This window comes from Campylobacter sp. 2018MI01 (genome assembly GCF_018501205.1).
GTDB lineage: Bacteria > Campylobacterota > Campylobacteria > Campylobacterales > Campylobacteraceae > Campylobacter_E.
This window is the reverse complement of the sequence record NZ_JAHCZE010000087.1, coordinates 1-4005: the sequence shown is the minus strand read 5'-3', so window position 1 is coordinate 4005 and position 4005 is coordinate 1. Positions and strand designations below refer to the sequence as shown.

At 23.8% G+C, this 4005-nt stretch carries 3 protein-coding genes; 1 reads left to right on the top strand and 2 read right to left on the bottom strand.

The window, feature by feature from the left end; genetic code table 11:
* Positions 1-661 precede the first annotated feature (661 nt).
* Positions 662-2038: an autotransporter outer membrane beta-barrel domain-containing protein gene (locus KJQ97_RS09865; RefSeq protein WP_214120611.1), complete on the top strand. Its 1377-nt coding sequence runs from the start codon at positions 662-664 to the stop codon at positions 2036-2038.
* Between the two features lie 151 nt (positions 2039-2189).
* On the opposite strand, the gene KJQ97_RS08840 is transcribed toward KJQ97_RS09865, so the two are convergent.
* Both KJQ97_RS08840 and KJQ97_RS08835 read right to left on the bottom strand, forming a co-directional pair.
* Complete coding sequence (locus tag KJQ97_RS08840) at positions 2190-3215, bottom strand: GGDEF domain-containing protein (protein ID WP_214120610.1); 1026 nt, start codon at positions 3213-3215, stop codon at positions 2190-2192.
* 109 nt (positions 3216-3324) lie between these two features.
* Positions 3325-3912 (bottom strand): hypothetical protein, encoded by a 588-nt coding sequence (locus KJQ97_RS08835; RefSeq protein WP_214120609.1) that lies wholly within the window; start codon positions 3910-3912, stop codon positions 3325-3327.
* Between the last annotated feature and the right edge of the window lie 93 nt (positions 3913-4005).

Below are 4005 nucleotides of genomic sequence, written 5' to 3'. Positions count from 1 at the left end.
CTAAATATAGTGCTAAAAATTTTAATTTAACTAATACAAAAGTAGGTAAAGATATAAATACTAAAGGATATTTAGAATTAATGGGGGGGGGGGGGTTTAAAAGGCTACAAATTCAGCTCTTAATTTTGATATTAAAAGTAATAATTCTATTAATATTGATTTAACTAGGAGTTCTTTAGTAGGTAGTTTTAAAGATTTAGCAGGAAATAAAATATCAGCAAATAAAATAAGCTTAAATAATTCTACAAGTTTAGGAGCATTTAGTACAAATGAACTAATTGCAAATAATTCTACATTCTTCTTAGGTGGCACAAATACTACTTATAATGGAGCAATAATTTCTAAAATTAGCACAAGTGGGGCTAATAATAATTTTGGAATTATTGGAGTAGTTAGCAAAGATACTAAAGGGAATTTAGTAGCAAATAATTTAAGTGTTAATTTACCTTTAGCTATTTTAAAGGGTGCTAATAATGATTTTGCTACAAATCTTAAATTCTATTCAGGAATTAGCGAATATGCTTTAGCGAATTCTTATTTAAAGAGTGAAAAGGTAGGAGATTATCAAGTATATGTTTTAGCTAAGGATAATAAGCAAAGTTTTAATGATTTAACTTATAAAAATAATTCTAAATTAGATATAAATAAAATAAATGAAATAGTGACTAATAGTGATAAAATAAAAGATTTAGTAGATTTTAATGATAATTTATTAGCAAGTAATGAAGCAAAAGAGTTAATTAATCAAAATACAGATAAAAGTCTAGAAAATAAAGGCACAATGATAAAAGATTTTGATAATAAAAGCATTCCTTGGATAGATTTAAAACCTGCAAATCCTATTAAGCCAACAACCCCACCAAATATTGAAGATACTAAACCAAGTGAGCCAGAAATAAAACCTGATATTAAGCCAGAAGTTACACCAGAAACTCCTATAAATCCTAATGAAAATATTAAACCTAATCATAACGAAGAAGCAAAACCTGAAATCAAACCAAGCATTCCTTGGATAGATTTAAAACCTGCAAATCCTATTAAACCAAGTGAGCCTAAGACTGATGAAGAAAAATTTGAAATAGCATTAGAAGAACAAAAAGAAGCTATCAAATTAATGGTAACAGGTAAAAATGAAAAAGCTTTAGAATCAGCTAAATTAATGACTTCGCAATTTTATTTTTCTCAAGTGTTTGAATATAATAATCTTAATAAGCGTTTAGGAGAATTAAGAAGTTTTGCTAATAACAATGCAGGAATTTGGATTCGTGGATATATAAATAAAGGTAGTATCAAAAATACTTCTATAAAAGCCAATGAAATACAATTAGGTGCTGACAAAATTATAAATAATAATGATTTTGATACTTATGCAGGAATTATGCTAAATATCGGTAAAACAACCACTGATAATACTACTAATTCAAAAATTAATAATTATGGTTTTGGAGTGTATGTTAGTAATGTTTATAATAATGGATTTTTCTTAGATGCTACTCTTAAAACAAATCATTATAAAAGCGAGTTTAGAAACGATACATTTTTAGGAAATTCTACTAGTAAAGGAACAGGTATAATAGCAAGTGCTGAATTAGGTTATAGATTTGGTGATGAATTTTATTTAGAGCCTAGTTTAGAATTGATTGCAAATTATATCCCGAAGACTGATATTAAAGGTGAAAAAGTAATTCAATTTGGCAATTTATCTCAAGTATCAAATGTCAATATTACATCTTCTTCAAAAGTTTTAATGGTATCAAAAGCAGCAGTTTATACTGGAGTAGATATTAATAATACAACATTAAGAGCTGGAATTGGTGGAATATTTGATTTAACTAATAATCCTGATTTTTTAGTTAGTGATGGGATTAGCTCTTTTGCTTTTAGTGGAGCAAAGAAAGATAAAAGAGGTTTTGCAAGTATAGGACTTAATAAAAATATTAGTAAAAAATTAGGATTAAATATAGAAGCTGAAAAGACTTTTAGTGGGAATTTAAATATTGATTATAATATTAATGCAAGTATTAGATTTGAGTTTTAAACATTGAATTTTCTTATTTTAAATTCTAATTTATAGGATTTAAAATAAGGTTTTCAAATATTATTAGCTTTTAAGTAATTTTATAAAAATAAATATACTCACAAACTTAGTATAAATAATAAATTTATCAAAGAATTTAATATGACTTTGGTTATTCAAATATAGTTTTATTTCTTCCTGTTTGTTTAGCTTTATAAAGTCTATTATCAGCAGTTTCAAACGCTCCAAATTTAGAGTTTGTAACCAAACTAACACCTATACTAATAGTTAGTTTTATTTCGTGATTTTTAGCCTTAAAAGTATGATTTTGTACTTCGTTTCTAAGGTTTTCAAGTAAGCTAACACACTTATAAAAATCATATTCTTTAAAAATTAAAACAAATTCTTCTCCCCCATAACGATAAGCTTTTGAATATTGTTTCAAAATACTTGCAAGACTTCTTAAAATAATATCTCCTACATCATGCCCGTAAGTATCATTAATCTTTTTAAAAAAATCTATATCAACTACAGCAATTACATCTTTATTTTTTACTTCAGTAGTGTCATAAGCTCTTCTGTTATAAACATTAGTTAGTGAATCATAAAACGCTAGTTTATATCCTTGATAACCAATAGCAGCTAAGAATATAAATGAGCCTAATTCAAAATAACTTAAATTATAAAATTGAAGGCTATTGTAGAATATAAATTGAAAATAGGCTGCAATATATGCACCTTGCAAGAAACATTCAAAATTTTTAATTTTTCTAAGAATTACAACATAAATCATTAAAACTAAAAATAAGCAAAAAGAAAAATCTGAATAAACATAAGTAAGATTTATAAAGTTTAAATTATGTAAATACGATATAAACTGGTAATCTTTAATAAATATACCAATTAAGATATAAAACAATACTACTAAATAAGCAGGAATTAATCTCTTTGTAGAAAGATAATCTTTTTTAAGCGTTAATAATATTGCAAATACAATCGGTGAAAATAGTGAAATATATGCGTGGGCTTGTTGAAAATCCATAAAAATAAATAATATCCTACTAGCTAAAAATAACAATGTTATAAAAGTGATATTTAGTTTTTTAAAATATATTGAACCTAAAAATACTAAAAGTTCAAAACCAAGTGTTGCCGCAGGAAGTGGATAGATTAATTCTAATAGAAGTGATTGCTTCATAATTTACCTTTATATTTAGTTACTGATTATACTAATATATCGGTAATTAAATTTATATTTTAATATATTTTTAAAGTTTAACCCTATTTATAAAATAGGGTTTATGAATTTATAAAGAAAGTTCTTTTAAAAATTCATCTTTTAAATAAATTTTCATATCTTCAAAATTAATAATAATTTGATTTTTTAAATCCTTTGATAAGAATACAAAACCATTACTACTAATGTAGAATTTATCTAATTCTATATTTTTATCAAGATTTTTTGAATTAAAATACACCTTAAAAGTATCAAAATCTTTTATAATATCTTTTAATAAATATTCCTTTTTTGTGTTTTCGTTATATGTTTTTATTTCTATTTTTGAATTAGTTTTATTATCTATATTTTGTGAAGTTTGTTTCATATAAGATATGATATTGTTGATTTGAAAATAACTTGAGTAATTAGAATTTGATTTGTAGTTTTTAAAATCATCTTCCATTGATTTTTTGATTTCATTTAAAGCTTTTATATGTTGTTTATTGATTGCATCAAAACTTTTAAAAAAATCATCAAACGGGTCATAGAATTTATTTTCTAAAGCATCAATTCTTTGTTTTAGAATTTCATTTTCTTGTTTTAATTTTTCAATTTCACTGATTGAACTAGCATTTAATGCACCTATACAAAATAAAGAAATTAATATCTTTTTCATATTTTCTCCTTCAATAAAATTTATAAAATATTTTATATTTATATTTATAACAAAGTTTTAGAATAAAATTTTTGTTTAATGAATTTATTTTGT